This window comes from Chloroflexota bacterium (genome assembly GCA_016235055.1).
Lineage (GTDB): Bacteria > Chloroflexota > Anaerolineae > JACRMK01 > JACRMK01 > JACRMK01.
In genome coordinates, this window is sequence record JACRMK010000022.1 from 17,280 (window position 1) to 32,877 (window position 15,598).

Annotated in this window: 17 protein-coding genes; 9 read left to right on the forward strand and 8 right to left on the reverse strand. The window is 63.6% G+C overall.

Annotation, left to right across the window (positions count from 1 at the left end; genetic code table 11):
- Positions 1-25: 25 nt before the first annotated feature.
- The 7 genes from HZB53_06085 (at position 26) to HZB53_06115 (ending at position 6,028) form a co-directional block, all read left to right on the forward strand.
- The gene (locus HZB53_06085; protein ID MBI5877198.1) at positions 26-802 is read left to right on the forward strand and encodes a hypothetical protein; all 777 of its coding nucleotides are present in this window, start codon (positions 26-28) and stop codon (positions 800-802) included.
- A gap of 11 nt (positions 803-813) precedes the next feature.
- Positions 814-1,224: a hypothetical protein gene (locus HZB53_06090; GenBank protein ID MBI5877199.1), complete on the forward strand. Its 411-nt coding sequence runs from the start codon at positions 814-816 to the stop codon at positions 1,222-1,224.
- Between the two features lie 286 nt (positions 1,225-1,510).
- Positions 1,511-1,996, forward strand: a complete 486-nt coding sequence (locus tag HZB53_06095; protein MBI5877200.1) for a CHAT domain-containing protein — start codon at positions 1,511-1,513, stop codon at positions 1,994-1,996.
- 344 nt (positions 1,997-2,340) lie between these two features.
- On the forward strand, positions 2,341-3,126 hold the full coding sequence (locus HZB53_06100) for a sigma-70 family RNA polymerase sigma factor (GenBank protein MBI5877201.1): 786 nt from the start codon (positions 2,341-2,343) through the stop codon (positions 3,124-3,126).
- A gap of 34 nt (positions 3,127-3,160) precedes the next feature.
- Positions 3,161-3,511 carry a hypothetical protein gene (locus tag HZB53_06105; GenBank protein MBI5877202.1) on the forward strand — a complete coding sequence of 117 codons (351 nt, stop codon included), beginning with the start codon at positions 3,161-3,163 and terminating at the stop codon, positions 3,509-3,511.
- Positions 3,508-4,227, forward strand: a complete 720-nt coding sequence (locus HZB53_06110; protein MBI5877203.1) for a hypothetical protein — start codon at positions 3,508-3,510, stop codon at positions 4,225-4,227. The genes HZB53_06105 and HZB53_06110 overlap by 4 nt, the downstream gene beginning before the upstream one ends.
- A 28-nt stretch (positions 4,228-4,255) precedes the next feature.
- The gene (locus HZB53_06115) at positions 4,256-6,028 is read left to right on the forward strand and encodes a CHAT domain-containing protein (protein ID MBI5877204.1); all 1,773 of its coding nucleotides are present in this window, start codon (positions 4,256-4,258) and stop codon (positions 6,026-6,028) included.
- Between the two features lie 460 nt (positions 6,029-6,488).
- On the opposite strand, the gene HZB53_06120 is transcribed toward HZB53_06115, so the two are convergent.
- The 4 genes from HZB53_06120 to HZB53_06135 all read right to left on the reverse strand — a co-directional run bounded on the left by HZB53_06120 (position 6,489) and on the right by HZB53_06135 (position 9,625).
- Positions 6,489-7,142, reverse strand: a complete 654-nt coding sequence (locus HZB53_06120) for a sulfite oxidase-like oxidoreductase (GenBank protein ID MBI5877205.1) — start codon at positions 7,140-7,142, stop codon at positions 6,489-6,491.
- A 118-nt stretch (positions 7,143-7,260) separates the two neighbouring features.
- Positions 7,261-8,025: a ribonuclease Z gene (locus tag HZB53_06125; GenBank protein MBI5877206.1), complete on the reverse strand. Its 765-nt coding sequence runs from the start codon at positions 8,023-8,025 to the stop codon at positions 7,261-7,263.
- Between the two features lie 73 nt (positions 8,026-8,098).
- Positions 8,099-8,605, reverse strand: a complete 507-nt coding sequence (locus HZB53_06130; GenBank protein ID MBI5877207.1) for a helix-turn-helix domain-containing protein — start codon at positions 8,603-8,605, stop codon at positions 8,099-8,101.
- Positions 8,606-8,653: 48 nt separating this feature from the next.
- Positions 8,654-9,625, reverse strand: coding sequence for a molybdopterin-binding protein (locus tag HZB53_06135; protein MBI5877208.1), 972 nt, complete (start codon positions 9,623-9,625; stop codon positions 8,654-8,656).
- 65 nt (positions 9,626-9,690) lie between these two features.
- Here HZB53_06135 and HZB53_06140 point away from each other — a divergent pair, with 65 nt between their 5' ends.
- A complete protein-coding gene (locus HZB53_06140; GenBank protein MBI5877209.1) occupies positions 9,691-10,095 on the forward strand; it encodes a hypothetical protein in 405 nt (134 codons plus the stop codon).
- Positions 10,096-10,478: 383 nt separating this feature from the next.
- Here HZB53_06140 and HZB53_06145 read toward each other — a convergent pair whose 3' ends face one another.
- From HZB53_06145 to HZB53_06160, 4 genes are all read right to left on the reverse strand, one after another.
- Positions 10,479-12,353 carry a hypothetical protein gene (locus HZB53_06145; GenBank protein ID MBI5877210.1) on the reverse strand — a complete coding sequence of 625 codons (1,875 nt, stop codon included), beginning with the start codon at positions 12,351-12,353 and terminating at the stop codon, positions 10,479-10,481.
- 34 nt (positions 12,354-12,387) lie between these two features.
- On the reverse strand, positions 12,388-13,203 hold the full coding sequence (locus HZB53_06150; protein MBI5877211.1) for a hypothetical protein: 816 nt from the start codon (positions 13,201-13,203) through the stop codon (positions 12,388-12,390).
- A 672-nt stretch (positions 13,204-13,875) separates the two neighbouring features.
- The gene (locus HZB53_06155; GenBank protein ID MBI5877212.1) at positions 13,876-14,274 is read right to left on the reverse strand and encodes a type II toxin-antitoxin system VapC family toxin; all 399 of its coding nucleotides are present in this window, start codon (positions 14,272-14,274) and stop codon (positions 13,876-13,878) included.
- A complete protein-coding gene (locus tag HZB53_06160) occupies positions 14,261-14,524 on the reverse strand; it encodes a hypothetical protein (protein ID MBI5877213.1) in 264 nt (87 codons plus the stop codon). The genes HZB53_06155 and HZB53_06160 overlap by 14 nt, the downstream gene beginning before the upstream one ends.
- Before the next feature lie 139 nt (positions 14,525-14,663).
- On the opposite strand from HZB53_06160, the gene HZB53_06165 reads away from it, so the two are divergent.
- Positions 14,664-15,503, forward strand: coding sequence for an AAA family ATPase (locus tag HZB53_06165; protein ID MBI5877214.1), 840 nt, complete (start codon positions 14,664-14,666; stop codon positions 15,501-15,503).
- Positions 15,504-15,598: the final 95 nt, after the last annotated feature.

The following is a 15,598-nucleotide window of genomic DNA, read 5'->3' on the forward strand; positions in this document are numbered from 1 at the left end:
ATTAGTCTAGTAGCGATGGCAGATTGTGAATTCGACAGATAATCCGCAACTAGAATCGGACGACAAATCCGAGGAGTGGCTGGCACGCTGGCGCAAGCAGATCCGTGAGCCCGGCGCAGCGCGCGACCGCCTGCGCAACCTGGCGGCTGCGCTCGACGCCGACGCGGCGGGCCATGGCGAAGACTCGACGTGCAGTGCGCTGGCCGAGACGCTGGCGGATTTCGCCGCCGCGATCGCGCACGGCGCGGACCCGGCCTGGCGTGACCCCGAGCTCGAAGCACACCTGCGCACCTGCGCGCGTTGCCAATTCGACCTGCGAGCGCTGATCGGCGAACCCGTGCCGCCGGCCCCGCCCGGCGGTCACCCGGTTCTGCCGATCGCGCCGGCCGAGATCACGCCGCGACCGCGTCTGCTGAGCCCGGGACGCGGCCTGGTTGTGCGTTTCAATCCGGCTTTTATCGCGGCACGCTTCCAGCAACCGGCTGCATTCGCCGCGCGGGGCGACGAGGCCACCGCTTCGTGGCTGACCCTGCTGGCCGAGTCGCTGAGTGTCGAGTCAGACCACTGGAACATCCGCGTGCAGGCCGAGCAACCCGCACGCGCACATGCCCGCCTCGCGTTCTGCATCACAGTCAGCGGCGACCCGCAGCCCGCGCTGCGCGTACGGCTTACCTGGGGTGACGTGACGCTCAGCCGTAATGCCGATCCCGACGGCCGCGCCAACTTTGACGACCTGCCGGCCGCGGTCGTGATGGCGCCGCTACCCCATGTGTGGCTTGACATTGAAGCGCTGAGCGACTAAGCCCGTTCGTGATGTCATCCGCGCTGTACGCCGCCGCGCGCGACGTCGCAGCCGGCACGCGCACGCTCGCCGCCGTGCTGGCCCGTTCGACGGGCGACTGCGAGGCCGATGCCGCCTGCGCGCTGCAACTCGCGATCGTTGCCAACTTTACCGATCACCTCAATGAGGCCGTCGACGTCGCCCGCGTCGTGCTGGAACTGACCGGAAGCGATGCAAGTGCGGAGGCGGTGCTGGCCGAAGCGCAAGCCGATGCCACCTTATCCGATCCGCTGCTGACGGCACACGCGGAGTTCGTACGCGGGCTAGTCGCGTTCCGATCCAATCACCATACCGTCTCAGTTGAGCAATTTGAGAAAGCGGCCCGGCTGTTTGGAGATGCCAGCGCCGATCTCGACGCAGCTGGCGCGAGACAGCCTGGGTAACTTTTCCAACGCGAGTTAATCCGACACTGCCACTACTCGATCAAACTGAGGCTGTTTTCGACCGGTACGATGCCCCTCTCGACCGCGCACGCAACGACTACGTGCGCGGCATAACGCTGTGGGCACTCGACCGGTAAGAATCGGCGTCTGCGTTGCTGCTGTCCAGCCAGCAGCAATATATAGCGATGGATGCGCCGTTTTTCGCGGCCGAAGCACAGATCACTGACGCGCTGTTCATCATCCCCTCGGGCGCGCGCCGATCGTCTATGCGCCGTCGCTGCAGACGTTGCTGAACCGCGTCGCGCCGGCGCGCGGCCCCGCTTTACTGTGCGGGCTGTCCGACTATGGCGAGCGCGCACCGGCGCTGAACCACACGCGGTCAGAGATCAATGCAATAGCGGGGATTGTGGGCGCGGAAGCGTGCGTGTTGTGGGGACCCAACGCGACGCCCGAGGCATTGCGCCGGATGAGTGCGGAGGGCACGCTGGCCGGCATGACGGCGATCCATATCGCGGCGCACGCGGCGCCCGGGCGCATCGCGCCGGTGCAGGCGCGCATCCGGCTGCACGGCGACGACCTGAGCGCAACCGACATCCTCGACCTGCGGCTGGGGCCGGCGCTGGTGACGCTCTCGGCGTGCCAGGGCGAGGTCGGCGCACTGCGCGCCGGCGCGTCACCGGCGCGGGCGCTGCAGCGTGCACAGCTCGCGCTCCTGCGCGACGGACTGCCACCCTACCAATGGGCTGCCTTCAACGTCTTTGGCGCGGGGTAATGATAGATGACGAGCCAGTGGGCGCCCACCGGCTCGTCATCCGTTCTAGCAAGTGCCGCCGGGGCAAATGCAACACGCCTGAGCGGTCGCGGCGGTCGGGGCCACCGCCGATGCAACGACGGCAAAGCCGAGCACCAGGGCGAACAACAGTGTCTTCAGCTTGTGCTTCATGCCTACGTCCTCCTCCATGCAAGAATGTTGCAGGCCTGCGCTAAGGAAGACGCGAAAAATCGCCGATCATTACAGTTGAGCGCCGCGAGAATGCCTCGCCCAACGCGCTTGGCATTTCTTTGTACGCAACGGGATCGTGCTATACTGTGGCAACAAACCGGACACCCAGCGAGATGAACAACGATCTGCGAGAAGCGTGCGAACGCGAAGTCAATACGATATTGACGAAGCGGGACTGGAAACTGGAGGAATCACGCACGGATTTCGTGGCGCGAACGCTGCTCAGCGTCGAGGTTTCCCAACGGGATGCCGTTCGGCCGCTCCCACAGATCAACGCGATCCGGCTGGCGATCTTCAGATGCTATGGCGCCACACTGCACGAGGCCTGCAGCCAAGCCGGATTGACACGCCAGCAGCGCGCATTCATCGAGCTCGCAGCCTACTTGTATCCGATCATGCTCAAGCGGCTCGGAGATGCTTCCCGGTCTGAAGAATGCCTACAACGCACGCTCGAGGCGGTATGGCGCAAGTTGGCGACATGTCGGGACCCGCAAAGCTTTCTTAAATGGGCCCAGATCGTTGCACTCAACCAGATCAGAGATATGCTGAAAGATGAACTTCGCACCGAATCAAGCATGGCCGGACAATTGCCGGATGACGGGGATCCGCAGAACCCGGCTGACGATATCCCAGCCCCGCCGGCGCCAATACGGGGATTGGGAGACGATGCGGTCCGCTTGCATGTCGAGCGCGCCATACAGAGCTGTCTGGCCCACAACCAGAATCAACAACGCGTCATCATCGAACTGTTCCTGAACGAGCGCAGCGTCAAGGAAACAGCCGACCTGCTGAAAATCAACGTGGGCCATGTTGCCGTGCTGAAGCACCGCGCGCTGGCGGTGCTCAGAACTTGCGACGATTTTCTGGATGCCATCAGCGACTGGCTCGATACCCATTGAGCTGGCTATGGGCACTGCTTCGCAATGACTACTCATGAATAACAGCCTGACCGCCAAACGGGCGCGACGACAAGTGCGCCTGCACGATCGCCGAATATCCGACCCGGTGTCGCGCCTGGCGTTGGCAACGCTGGGTACGCCATCGCCCGCGACCGTGTGCGACCAGTACCAGTCCGAGCTGGCGTCGTTCATCGATCTTGAGCTTGCCGGCCATACTACTGACCGCAGCGCTCATCAGCCGCTCATGGTTCATCTGGCGACGTGTATGGACTGCATGGCAATGTATGTTGAACTGCTGGAAAGCGGTGTAGCGGAGTTACACGAGGAGTATGCGGCAGATCAACCGGTGCGACTCGATCTCAAGTTCCTGAACGACCTGCTATGAATCCCTCAGCGAAATTGCAGGCGTTGCGCGATCTGCTACAACGCCGTCCGAATGCGCCGGCAACAGCGCGGCATCTGGCTGGCGCCCTTACCGGTACCAACCCGGGCGATCATGTGCTGGATGAATTGGCCGCTTACGTGGATGACGAGCTGGCCGGTGTTCCGGTTGCGCAGGCACGGCCGGTGGTCAAACAGCATCTCGATCGTTGCGAATCGTGTTCGGGTCTTTACCTTGAACTGCTACAAGCGGGACTCGACGAGCTTGAGCTCCCGGTTCAGCCGGCGGGCGCGCCGAAACCCGATCTGTCATTTTTACCATCGGTACCCCCACTGACCTACATCGCGCAACAGATCGCCGAGCGAATTCTGACGCGGCTGGCTCCCGGTCAGTTGCCTCGTCTCGGGCGACTGGCCGGGCCATTCTTCCGGCAACTGGCCGGCGCAGGCACGCTCGACCTCGGGCACGCGTACAAGGCAACACTGAGCAGCGAACCGGTCGAGGCGTTTCAGGTGCTCGTGTTCGCGTACTTCACCAGCCAGACCCTGGCGACAGAACTGCCCGCTGAACACAGTTCGGATTGGGATGGCAGCGTCGCAATGGCCGCTGACGCAGTGACGCAACAGATGCGCATACCCCTCCCTGTCGCACAGAAGCTGGCGCAGGCTTATGCGCTTGACGCTGCGGAATGGCAGTCTACCCTGCGCAAGAGCCGCTAACCGCGCGGCTCTTCCGCTGCGACGTCACGTGGCTGATATCGTCATTCGCTTCTGGCGGCAGACCTATTACGACGATCCGCGGGTCTTTCAGGCACAGGCGATCCACAGCCCGGTGCCCATTCAAACCGGCGAGTTCCGCGTAGATATCGGGCGCCAGCTTGACGATCTGCGCGAGGCGTTGGAAACCGAGATCCGACTCAGCCAGTTCTTCGAGGGATCGAATGCAAGTACCACGTCAATCCAGACCAATCTGGGACTCCAGCTCTTCGGCCTGCTCCCGCTGTCATTTCAGGCCAGCCTGCCACGCGCCGTGCAAGCGGTTGCCACGCGCCGGAACATCCTGCGTCTGGTGCTGGAAGCTGAGACCGGCGACTCCGCCGTAAACCTCCTCAGCCTGCCATGGGAACTGCTGTTCCATCGTACCCCGCTGTTCGCAGCACACTCCTCTCAGCTGCGCATCGTCCGTCGCATTCGAGGCGCCGCGCGGCGTTCAGCGTCGCAGCTCAGACACCCGCTGCAGCTCGTCCACGTGGTGGCTGAACCCGCAGAATGGCCGATCGATCCGCAACTGCGTGCCACCGAGCAGGACGCCATTCGCGACGCAGTGCCAGCCGGAAAGTATACGTTGGTAACTGATCCGGGTTCACTGGAGCGTTTACGCACCGCCGTGGAGCAACGCCAGGCAAACACGATTCACTTTCTCGGGCACGGGGTATCCCGCGCACCGAACGGAACCGAAGGGCACCTGCTATTCGCCGGTCCAAATGGAGAAACACAGCATATTACGGGCGGACAGCTGCAGCACGTACTCGGCAGTGCGGCAGGTATTCAACTCGTGGTTCTGAGCGCATGCGGGAGCGGATCGACAGGCGGAGTGGCGCTAGACATGGCGCGCAGTGGATTCCCGTATGTGGTGGCTATGCAGGGGCCAATAACACAGGAAGCCGCTGGCGTGTTCATCCCGGAGTTTTATGCAGCCCTGCAGGCTCAGGGCGATGTTGCTTCCGCGGTAGCCGCAGGCCGTTCGGCGCTAGCGACCCGGTTGTCCCGGACGCTGGATTGGTGCCTCCCCATTCTGTATGTCAACGAAGGTATAGAAGACGAAACCCAGCTCTCGGGGTTGGTCACAACGGTTGGCGGCTGGCTCGGCCAACCGGATATTCTGCACCAGCTAGCTTATGGCAATGCGATGTTCGGTGCCATGCACCTCCTCACCGGCTCTATGCTGTGGCTTAGCGACCGTCATCCCCGACTGCCGGATTCGCAGGTCATGGCGGTGCTGACAGCCATTGCGGGAGCAGCGGCGTTGTTGCAGGCATGTTTGGCGTGCGTGAAATTGAACGTCGGCGGCAGCAACCGTCCGCGAGAGGCACCTCAGCAACCGGGCGAGCGCATTGCCCTGTTCTTGCGCGCCTGGGCCGCATCGGCCATGGGCGTTGGCATGGGGATGATCTACGTGGGAATGGCCAGCGTGCTGCTTGCGGGGCTGGGAACTTGGGCCGAGTGGAGCATTCTGGCACAAGGTGTGGCTTTGTCATTCGGCTTACTCGCTTTACTGCTACTTGGCTACCAGCAATCGCTCGGCCACACACAGGGAATCCTCAATAGCGCCCGAGTGTCGCCTCTTGCTCCCGACTGGCGTGAAGGACTGCTTATCATAGCGGGTTATGTGCTGCTATGCATGCCCTGGGCTGCTGTCCAACTGATGGCCGAACTGATCTCGCCTCCCATGGGCAACCTGCTGATCGGCGGCATCTGTCTAGCCCTGGCAGCCTTGTTGGAGCGGGATCCGAGAACGTGACTTGAACAGCACATGCTTGATTGGCAGGCTGGCGCAATGAGGTCGCCTGTGGTGGACATGCTCTGTCAATACAGGGACAGTCAAAGCCGGGGATTTTCGCGGCGATGCAGAAGCCGTCCGCACGACTAACAACCAGTGGGTCGCGGCGCAAAGGCTGCAGAAGATCACCAGCCTAGAGCGAATTCCGAATCAGTCTATGAAGCGGTAGAGCCACAGTGAGCGAGCCAAGCCTGTGCATCGGCTTCGGCAAGGGGGGCCAAGGCCATGCCAAATCAAATTCTGGTTGGATTCGTGGCGTGTGCCGTCTGGTGCACACAGAGCGTCATATTGACATTCCCACTTTCGTGGGAAGGCCAGTCCCAATGCGCTGATTCCATCGCTTTCAACTGACTAGGCAATTGCAATAACGGTGTCCCCGATCACGGCGAATGCTCAATTCACCGTGGTGCTCCAATCGGTCTTACCGGTTGCTCTGTGTCCTGCTCCGCACGCTCTGCATCGTCTGCTCGACATAGCCGCCGAAACGCTCCTCGGTCCACGGGTCGCCGTGCATGTGGTAGCCATACATCTCCCAGAAGCCTGGCGCGTCTTGCGGCATGAGTTCGAAGCCGCGCAGCCATTTGCTGCTCTTCCAGAAGTAGAGCTTCGGCACCACCAGGCGCACCGGGCCGCCGTGCTCCGCCGTCAGCGGCTGGCCGTTGTGCTTCAGCGCCACGATCACGTCGTCGTCCAGCAACTCGTCGATCGCGATATTGGTTGTGTAGTCCGGGTCGGCGTGCTGCATGACGTAGCGCGCCTCTGGCAGCAACTTGACGTGCTTGAACACCTCGCGGATGTGCACGCCCTCGAAGACGTTGTCGTAGCGGCTCCAGCGCGTGACGCAGTGGATATCACAGGTCACCGACGTCATCGGCAGCTGGTTAAACTCATCCCACGTCCAGCGCACCGGCTGCTCCACAAGACCCCGGATGCGAAAGTCCCACGTTTTCGGGTCGAAGCGCGGCACGTGCGAGGCGTGCAGTACCGGCCACTTGTCGGTCAGCACCTGGCCGGGCGGCAGGCGGCGCTTCTGGTCGTCCGTCAACTCCGGCTTCTTGAACTTGAGAAATGACATGGCTAATACCCTCCCCAGGGTAAGAAGCGGCTATACGTCCACCGTCATTTCATTATACGCGCAAAGCGGGCGCATTCATTGGCGCCCGCCGGATACAAATTACCGCCATTGACGCGCCTCAGAAATCGATGGTGTCCATGTCTTTCGCCAGGCGCAGCGTACCGCTGAATACACGCCGGGCCTCCGCCAGGTATGGGTTGCCGTCGCGATGCAGTCCGGGGTTGGTGTGGACCAGCCACAGTTCCGGCACGCCCGCCTCGGCGGCGACGGCAGCCGCCTCCGCGGCCGTCGAGTGGCCGATATCGATGCTGGCTGTGGTCAGGACCGACGCCTCGTGTAACAGTATACCCGCACCGCGCGCCAGATCGACGACCTGGGCGCTCGGTGCGCTGTCCGCGCCGTAGACAAGCGCGAGGCCGCCTGCGGCCGGCTCGAACCGGTACGCCAGGCACGGGAACGAGTGGATGGTTGGCGTCGCCAGCACGCGGAAATCGGCCGTCTCCATCACACGCGTGCGCGAGCGCTCGGCGATGACGTGGTAGCGGACGAACGCCAGCATGAACTCCGGCACAAACAGCTCGTTCAGGCTGCGCGCGCGTTCGATCGTCGCGGCGTTGCCGTAGATCGGCAACGGCGAACGGCGGCCGCGCAGCCAGAGGTCCTGCACAAAGACAGCCAGGCCGTAAATGTGGTCGGCGTGTCCGTGCGTGAGCAGCAGTCCCTGCAACTGCGCCGGATCGCGCCCCAGCTTCAACAACTGGTGCGCGGCGCTGCCGCCGCAGTCGAGCAGCCAGAAACCGGCCGGGCCATCGAGCAGCGAGTAGATATGCTCCTGTTCGGCGCTGGCCAGCGCCGGCGCGGTTCCCAGCAAAGTCAACTTCATCGGATCGCTCGCAGGCGCAGATCGGAAGGGCAACACCGCTGATGGCTGTCACCTGGTCGCAGCACTGAACAGTTCAGGCGGCTGGTTCGGCCCCCGCCGCGGATGGATCGTCATCCGGCTCCACCTTCAGACCCGGCTCGTCCGGCAGCAACGGCGGCTGGACTGTGTTTGATGTTCCGTCACGCGGCACGAACGTTCCATCGTCAGCCGCACCGCTCAGCCGGATCAGGTCACGACCCCAGCAACGCCAGTCCATGCCGACGCGGAAGCCAGGCAGTTTGCCGGCGCGCAGCATATGAGCGATGTCGGCAGGCTCGACGCCGAGGATCAAAGCCGCCTCGCGCAGCGAGTACAGCCGCTCGGATTGAACGGCCGGCGCGACCATCGGATCGACGGCGCCGCCACCCAGGCGCTCGATGAACTGCAGGATTTCCTCGCCCTTGATGCGGCGCTGGTTGCCGATCTTGAAGCCCCTCAATTCGCCCCCGGCAATCAGACGGTGAATCTTGCGCGTCGAGCATTTCAGGTACTCGGCAACATCGCGGATGGTGTACACTTGCGATGGGGCGATTTCGATCATATGGAAACACCTTGCCCGGCAACCGGGGCATGAGACTTCCGGCGTATGTCAGATGAGCAATCCGCCATCTGCCAGATTGACGATATCCGCGCGCGCCAGGCGCTCGCCGCTCAACAGTCGCGGCAATATCAGGTCCACCACGTTTTCGTCGCGGGAGCGCACGCAGCCCGGCGCGCCAATGACTGGCAGGCCGCCGATATACGCCAGCAGCAACAGGTTGCCGGGTTCGACCGGCGCGCCGTAGTGCTCGACCACGCCGCCCGCCAGCACGATGCCGCGCGGCGTGATGTCCTCGCGGTCCATGATCGATGTCTCGCCGGCGATAATGATCAGCCCGGCGCCGGCCACGCGCATCAACTCGATGGCGCTGGCAATCGCCTTCGGCGCATGCGCCACATACGAAATGTCACGCGCCTCGGAACCCAGCTCGGCGACACGCTCGCGCAGCGGCGCGGCAAACGCCTTGACGATCCGCTCACGCGCCGCCTCGCTGCCGGTTAGGATGATGCCAACCTGCATGCGGCGCAACGCCCGCACCGACATGATGCTGCCGGCCCGCCCGATGCGCTCGGCGCGCACCAGATCGGCCTCGCTCACGGCATAGGGGAGGATCTTGATGGTGGCGACCATCGTGTTCGCCGTCACCAGCCGGTCATGGCGCACCGTGGCGATGGTCAGCCCGTCGATCTCGTTAATTTGCTGGAGCGTTTCGCGGTTGACTTTGACGATGCCAGCCTGCCGCGCCAGCAGGTTGACGCGGCCGCCGCCCGCGTCGCTGATCGACACCCCTTCGCCCACGCACGCATAGGTCAGCCGGTGCGCCGCTTCATCTTCGTGCACATCGCCCGGATCCAGCACCGCGACAGTCACCTCGGCCACGCCGAGCGCCCGCAACTGCGCGATCTCCGGCTGGCCGATCACGGTGCCTTTGTGCAGCGCCTTGTGGCCCTGCGTGTCGGCGATATTATGGCACAGGATATGCCCCAGCGCCTGCTCGGGGGATTGCGTAATCCATTTCATAGTTCCACATTCTATGCCGCACGCGCGCGGCCGTCAACTTGCCCGCCGTGCTATAATCAGCGCTGATGAGGACTCCCGAGTTTCCGCGCGCGCTCGGCGCGCACCATGCCAAGGCGCTGGCGTTCCAGCCCGACCCCGGCGAGCGGTTCTATGCGCTGTGCGAAGCGCACATCGCGCCCGGCGCGGAGCCGGTTATCATCGTGCGCGTGCAGGATGCGGCGGGCAATCTGGCCGCCAACGTTTACGTGACGCAAGAGTGGCCCGACGGCCACGAAACCCTGCGCACCGCCGCCGGGCAGGTGACGTTCCACCTCGGCCCCGGCAGCCGCTTCAGGCCGCCGCGCGGCGGCCCGCATCGCGTCTACGTGGGCAAGCCGGAGTCGCTCACGAGCGATCTGGTCTACTCGCTCGGCTCGCCCAACGGCCGCGCGCTGTCGTACGAGTTGACCTTCGCCGAGACGACCGGCTGAGCGCTACCTGTTTTAGGTAAGTTCAGCCAAGTGGAATGCATCAAATGCTGCAGCCATTGCGGTGCTTCGCGCGTGAAGCTAATCACGGGCCCGCCACCCGACCTTCGCGTTCAGCATGACTGGCCAAGGGGACATTCTCAAGTCGAAACTGCACTAGAGCGCAGAGAACGGTACCGGCTATATGTGGTTGAGACGCCGGAGCAATTGGATTATCGTATTTAGTGGGTGCAGAATCCCGCTCGAAAAACTGGTTCCCTTTGCTGCGACAACGGCCGGCGCAAGCTCGCCGAGACAGAATACATAGGCGAAACGGCATAAGCCAAGCAACGGCGACGGAGGAGAAGTTGCTCCGTCGCCGTTGCGTACTGCACGGCGCTCGCCTGCTAGTACGCGTTGCTTGTCACGACGTCCAGGTCGTCGCGGCGCTGCGAGCGGTTGATCGTACTGTTTGGGTCGGCGTCGCGCGCCTCGGGATCGTGCGCGATGTTCGGCGTGATGATGCGCCCGGCCGGGAAGCCCAGCCCGGTCGGCACCCCGCCCGCATCGAGCGCGTATGGCGCTTCCATGAACTTGCGCAGCGCCTGCGCGCGCTGGATCGCCAGCGCCCGCCCGGCCTCGACCGTGCAGTCGATACACGTCGTCGGCAGTGCGTAGCGGCCGATGATGCGCACCGAACAGCTTGAGCAGAGCCGCAGCAGCGGCACCACGATTGAATTGACCTGCTCGGCCGTCCCCTTGCGGTCGAGAATGACCGCAGAGTTGGGACCGAACTCGATGAACAGCGACTTGAGCTGGCCGATCGAGGTCTGGAACGCCTCGTTCTGAATGTCGCCCTTGAGCGAGCCGATGACCTTGGTGTTGAAGTTCGGGTTGACCGGCTTCGCCTGCGTCTGCAGGTCCGGGTCGTTGGCCAGTGCCTGCACGTAGCGGCTGTCGATGTACTGCGCCGACTCCGGCAGCTTCGCCGGGTCGATCGGCTGGTCGTTCGCGCCGTCCTTCACCGCGCCGTTGGAGAGCTTGATCACTTCCTTGATCTCGTCGAAGCGCGCGACGGCAAACGCCTGGTCTGCGCCGCCGAACAGCGCGCGGTTCTGGTCGAACGTCGCCTGCGCCGTCAGGCCCAGATCGCTGTAGAAGTCGTCTTTGACCGTGTACGAGAAGACGCCATCGTCCTGCCCGGCCTGGGCAATGCCGGCCAGAATCGTCCACGCCTTGTCCTTGTCCTCCATCATCAGCTTGAGGAACTGGAAATACGACTTCAGCCCCGCGCGGATCTGCGGCGACAGCTCGCTCTGGTAACGGTACTCGATGACGTCGTTGATGCCCGCCCACGCCTTGGTCGACCAGAGCAGGTGCGCGCCCGGAACAGTCAGCGCGCCTTTGATCTGGTCGCTGCCGCTGATCCACGGCTCCCAGAGCACGGCGCACGGAATGCTCGCGTCCTGCATCCAGGTATCATGCGCCGGCCCGGCATCGTCGGCCGAAACGTATTGACCCGGCGGGTTCTGCAGAGCGTAGTTCATCTGGTACCACGCCACCTGCGACACCGAGAAGTCGCCCGCGCCGATCACACGGCCGCTCAGCGCCTGGTTCCAGGTCGTCACCTCTTTGCGGCAGACCATGCCGTCCGCGCCGTCGGATTTGTCCACCCAGGCGATCGACTTGACGGCCGCCTTCGCGCCGCTGCACGCCACCGGACTGTTGGGCGTGTCGAACAGCACGCGCACCTGGCCGTCGTCGGTCAGCAGCCACTTGCACAGGTCGCTTTCCTTCTGGCCCGTCAGGTTCACGACCTGGATATCCACGCCGTTCTGCGGGCCAAAGTACAGCGCGCCGATCGAGGCGTTGTACGACGGGAAGTCGACGACGCCCCACAGCAACTTCCTGGTGTTCGGCGCGGCGGTGGGCAGAGCAACGGTGGTGCCGGCCGGGCGCGGCGTGCCGGCAGCAGCGGTTAGGTTGGGCGCGGTCGTCGCACGGGCGGCGGACGTCGGCGCGGGTGTCTGCGTGGCTGTGCCGACGCGAGGCGCGGTCGCAGCGATGGCTGCCGTCGGCGCGGCCGGTCGCAGCGTGAGCGTCGCGGTCGGCGCCGCCGTCGCAAAGAACGGCAGCGCGACGCGGCCCGCCAGCCACTCCGGCGCGTTCGGCAGGATGAAAAAGTAGCCGCATGCGCACAGCAGGCCGATGGCGGCCAACGTCGGCATCACGCGCAGCAGCAGCACGCCAAACGGCGTCAGATCTTCCTTCGGCTGGTTCATATCAGGCGCTCCTCGCCGCAGTCCGCGGCGGGATTCACTCCTTGGCCGACTGCGCGCGCGATGCCGCTTGTGCATCGGTCGACGACGCCGTGCTCGACGGCGCAACGCCCAGGCGCGCATTCGACGCGGCAATCGCCGCGCGCGCGCCGGAACTGACGCCGCTGCCGGGCAGCGACGTGGTGCCGCCCATGTTACGGATCAGGCCGTGCAGCACCTCGATCTCGCCGGCGTCGCGGTTGATCTGCCGCTGCAACTGCTTGGCATCCTGGTTGAGCAGGTTCTCCGAGAGCGGCGCGCTGCCGACGTTGGCGATGGCGCGCTGGGCCTCGAGCAACTTGCCTTGCGCCTCCGCCCAGGCGGCGCGGCCGCGCAGCGCGTCGTGCTGCACTTCGAGCAGGGAGTTCTGCGCCTGCTTCCACTGCGCCAGCGCGTTCGCGTTCGTGAACTCGCCCTGCAGTTGCTTGTAGGCCGACTGCGCCTCGCTCATCTGCTGGGAGAGCGTGTCAACCACCGAGGCTTTGAGGTTCAGCATGTTCTGCGCCCGCGCCACCCGGTCCGCCACGTCCGGCGTCGGGTTGGCCGCGTACGCCTGCTGGGCCGCGCCCAGTTCGCGGTTGGCATCGTCCAGGTCGTCGGTCGACTCGGCGAGCTTCGGGCCGATCTCCTGCACGCGCGTCATCACATCCAGCGCCGCGCCGCGGATGCTGCCCGCGCTCTTGACGATGGTGGCCAGGTTGCCGCGCTCTTCTTCTTCCGCCAGGTCGATCTTCTCCTCGAGTGGCGCGGAGTTCCAGATCAGGCCGCGAAAGAAACGTGAGATGCGCTGCATGAGCAGGTCCAAGAGACCCATCGGTTGCCTCCAGGGAGCGCCGGGGGACTGCCGGCGTCCGAATCAATATGGCCGGCCGACGCAGGCGCGCCGGCCGGATCGTCCAAAGCGCTATATGCCAGTATAACATCGGCGTCGCCGCGTGACAATTGCCGGGCAATCCACGGCGGAACACGCAGAGGCGCGCTGCGGCCTGCGGGCGTGCCGTCATGCAGGCGTCGCTTCAGGCGCTCAGCACAGGGCGAGCGCATCGCGCGACGTGCCAAAGCGGGGATAGGCACAGCAGGCGTGCCATACGTGGTGCAGTAGGGCCTCGCCGTATACGCCATGGCCGGGGTGCCGATGACTCGCGTCGTGGTCACAGTGCCGGAACGGGCAAACTCCAAGATGCGCACTTCTGGCGTGTAACGCCTGAACGCGTGCATCGGCCGCTGCCGGGAGCGGGGTTAAATGGGCGAGGCAGGGCTCGAACCCGCGACCTTCTGGTGTCACGATTACGACCCCAGGGCGTAGGTTTTCCGTTTCGCCCTGTTCCAGAATCTTGCGAAGGCGGTTTGTAGCCTATAGCAAACAACGAGTCGTGATTCTGTGGGCTATGTGATGGCGGTGCCCGGCGGCAAGTTGATCTGGATGAGTCAGCGGAAACTACAGTTTGAACAGCGGGCGAATAGCATGCGCGACGTCGGCGACTGCCTATTTGAATGGAGCTTCTGTCTGGACTCCAGGCAGCGGCGAGAAGTGCTTCAGATTAAGCGTCGCAAGTCGCAGACTGCGCACAGCCGCCGTCGCAGCAATGACGCAGTCCAGGAATCCGACGCCGTGGCTCAGATGATGCTGGCGGTACAGGTCGAGTGCGGAGCGCGATATGTCTTCGTCGATCCACACCAGCTCGTAGAACGACAATTCGCGCTCAATCGCGCGCTGTTCGGACTGATTGCGGCACCCCGCCAAGAGCTCTACCGCAGTGATGACGGACACCATGCGCGAAGGAGCCGGCAGCGAGTCGATCCATCGCCTGGCGCGCGCATTGCCGCGGAGCAGATCAATGAGGATCGACGTGTCCAATAACCAGCCGGCGTCAGTCTCGCCCATTGCTTCGCGTCTCGAGGCGTTGCCTCAGTTCAGCCGCATAGGCCGCTGACTCGGCGATATCTGTGCGATTGGCCCAGATGCCAAACGCCGGATGGCTCGCCGCCCGACGCTTCGGTCGCTTGGCAGGCTTGGGCGAATCAGCTTGCAAGACAATCACCTCCACTGCGCCCGGTGCCATGCCTGCTGGCAAGTGGTCAACGATCAGTCGCCTGTCGATGCTGATTCGTCCCTTGAGTCTGGCCGCGTTCATCGAATCTCCTCCGTGGCCCTATTATACAGCATGCGCGCACCCCGGCGAGATCGGCTGAAGCCGTCCATGTCCTTCTTTGCCCCTTGACAACCCGCCGCCAACTTGAGATAACAGATGCTGTAGTTGTCTCAAATACGGCATGGATGTACTCGAATACTTCGAACTCAAGGAGCAGCCTTTCCGGATCGGACCCGATCCGCGCTTCCTCTATCTGTCCGATCAGGTGCAGGAAACGCTCGCCAAGTGCGAGTACATGGCTCGCGAGCGAATCGGCCCCCTCTACATCAGCGGTCCGGTCGGCGGCGGCAAGACGAGCATCCTCCGACGGCTCTACGAGAAGCTGTGCGCGGACGAGCGTTACCATGTCGCCATACTCATCTCCCCCAACGTCAAAACCAGCAACGCCTTTCTGCGCATCATCCTGGATACGTTCGAGGTGCCGACGTGGCGCTCATACGACCAGTCGCTGAAGAACCTCGAGAACTTCCTGCTGGAGCAATACCAAGAGGGCCGGATTCCCGTCCTGCTCGTGGACGAGGCGCAGAACCTGACACGCGACTGCCTCAAGCTCGTCCATTACCTACTCAACTTCGAGACGGCAACGGTCAAGCTGTTGCAGATCGTGCTGGTTGGTCAGGAAGAACTGGCCGAGAAAGTGCTGCGCTACAAAGAGCTTGCCTCGCGGATGTTCCCGGCGGCGATCAACCCGATGAGCGTGGAGCAATTGGAGGACATGGTGCGCTTCCGTTGGATGGTGGCTGGTGGCGAGCCGTCGCCTCCGCTGGACGAAGGCGGCTACAAGGCCATATTCACCTACTCGAAAGGCTTGCCGCGCGACGCGATCAAGGTCCTGGACGAGATCCTGCGCGACCTGGCCTTTCGGGGCAAGAAAACAGCCACCACCGAAGATATCGAACGCATCGCCCAGGAGCTTGTGCTGCACCCCAAAAACTGGACACCTAGGAAACTAACAGTATGATACACCCAGAAAGGGGTCCAGATGGGCAAGCATCGTAACTTCACACCCGATTTCAAAGCGCAGGTCGTGTTGGAGATCATCAGTGGCAGTCGGAC